Genomic DNA, 1,794 nt, shown 5'->3' with positions numbered 1-1,794 from the left:
CTGCGTCAGACTCCACTCCATATTTTTTTCCTCTTAGTACAACGGTGACGCCGGTAAAAACAGTTCTGTTAGCAACAGCGGTTTACCGCTTAATCGCAGGCGGGAACGTCGCCCCCACAGCCCGGCATCACGGCCTATCTCAATAAAGTCCCGGGTTAATGTCGATGATGTGAACAGATAGCGTCCTAACGGCGTTTTACCCAATTTTTGTAACGCCAGCTCCGGCCCGCTTAACGTTGACACAGGAACGACGGTACGACCGGCAAGCCACGGTTCACCATCGGCACATAACAAAATTTCACGTAACCAGTAACGAGACTCTTTCGGCAGCAGCGGCAGTTCTTCGGGGATTTCATTCTGCTCGACAAACCCTTCGCGGATCATCGTCACGCTTACCGTTTTTCCCTGCTGTTCAAAACGTTTTGTCATGGAATCCTCCAGCAACAGCCAGTCGAGCAGTTGCGGATCCAGGGCAGGGATCTCTTTAAAATAGCGCAGCGCACGCAGTTGCGTTAACGCGGGGTGTGACATGCCGAACTCTCCGTTACATAACGTAAAGGCATTGTATCGCAGAAAAGTGTTTACGGGAGATGTAAAGCAAATTAAGTGATCTAAGACGCAACAAAAACGCAACAATCGCATGAAGTGGTAAAACGATGTTGAACCTTACGCTTTACCGATGCCCGTGCTGGCGAGGGCAACCGTAGGGGCATCACCGTCCAGGATGCCAGGAACGGTGATGTTTTCCTTGGTAATGACTCCAACTTATTGATAGTGTTTTATGTTCAGATAATGCCCGATGACTTTGTCATGCAGCTCCACCGATTTTGAGAACGACAGCGACTTCCGTCCCAGCCGTGCCAGGTGCTGCCTCAGATTCAGGTTATGCCGCTCAATTCGCTGCGTATATCGCTTGCTGATTACGTGCAGCTTTCCCTTCAGGCGGGATTCATACAGCGGCCAGCCATCCGTCATCCATATCACCACGTCAAAGGGTGACAGCAGGCTCATAAGACGCCCCAGCGTCGCCATAGTGCGTTCACCGAATACGTGCGCAACAACCGTCTTCCGGAGACTGTCATACGCGTAAAACAGCCAGCGCTGGCGCGATTTAGCCCCGACATAGCCCCACTGTTCGTCCATTTCCGCGCAGACGATGACGTCACTGCCCGGCTGTATGCGCGAGGTTACCGACTGCGGCCTGAGTTTTTTAAGTGACGTAAAATCGTGTTGAGGCCAACGCCCATAATGCGGGCAGTTGCCCGGCATCCAACGCCATTCATGGCCATATCAATGATTTTCTGGTGCGTACCGGGTTGAGAAGCGGTGTAAGTGAACTGCAGTTGCCATGTTTTACGGCAGTGAGAGCAGAGATAGCGCTGATGTCCGGCGGTGCTTTTGCCGTTACGCACCACCCCGTCAGTAGCTGAACAGGAGGGACAGCTGATAGAAACAGAAGCCACTGGAGCACCTCAAAAACACCATCATACACTAAATCAGTAAGTTGGCAGCATCACCCCGTTTTCAGTACGTTACGTTTCACTGTGAGAATGGAGATTGCCCATCCCGCCATCCTGGTCTAAGCCTGGAAAGGATCAATTTTCATCCGAACGTTCCTGACAGGAGAAAACCATGAGTAAAGTTGGTATTAACGGTTTTGGTCGTATCGGTCGACTGGTGTTGCGTCGATTACTTGAAGTCAAAAGCAACATAGACGTTGTCGCTATTAATGATCTCACTTCCCCAAAAATTCTCGCCTACCTGCTGAAACATGATTCAAACTACGGACCATTC

Annotated in this window: 3 protein-coding genes; 1 reads left to right on the top strand and 2 read right to left on the bottom strand. The window is 50.9% G+C overall.

Features of this window, described 5'->3' with window-relative positions; all coding sequences use genetic code 11:
- Positions 1 to 33 precede the first annotated feature (33 nt).
- Together ubiC and ACGLHR_RS51620 are read right to left on the bottom strand one after the other, a co-directional pair.
- Positions 34 to 531: a chorismate lyase gene (gene ubiC, locus ACGLHR_RS51625; protein ID WP_001295693.1), complete on the bottom strand. Its 498-nt coding sequence runs from the start codon at positions 529 to 531 to the stop codon at positions 34 to 36.
- Positions 532 to 765: 234 nt separating this feature from the next.
- Positions 766 to 1,463 (bottom strand): IS1-like element IS1A family transposase gene (locus ACGLHR_RS51620; protein ID WP_094096600.1). Its coding sequence is split into 2 segments (ribosomal slippage): positions 766 to 1,214 and positions 1,214 to 1,463, totalling 699 coding nucleotides; the frame shifts between segments, so codons are not numbered across the junction.
- Positions 1,464 to 1,632: 169 nt separating this feature from the next.
- On the opposite strand from ACGLHR_RS51620, the gene ACGLHR_RS51615 reads away from it, so the two are divergent.
- On the top strand, positions 1,633 to 1,794 hold a 162-nt coding region (locus ACGLHR_RS51615; RefSeq protein WP_400103857.1), incomplete at its 3' end, for a glyceraldehyde 3-phosphate dehydrogenase NAD-binding domain-containing protein.

Origin of the sequence: Cupriavidus sp. CuC1 (assembly GCF_044627735.1) — a bacterium.
Classification (GTDB): domain Bacteria; phylum Pseudomonadota; class Gammaproteobacteria; order Burkholderiales; family Burkholderiaceae; genus Cupriavidus; species Cupriavidus ulmosensis.
The sequence above is the reverse complement of the archived record's forward strand: the minus strand, read 5'-3'. Positions and strand labels throughout refer to the sequence as shown.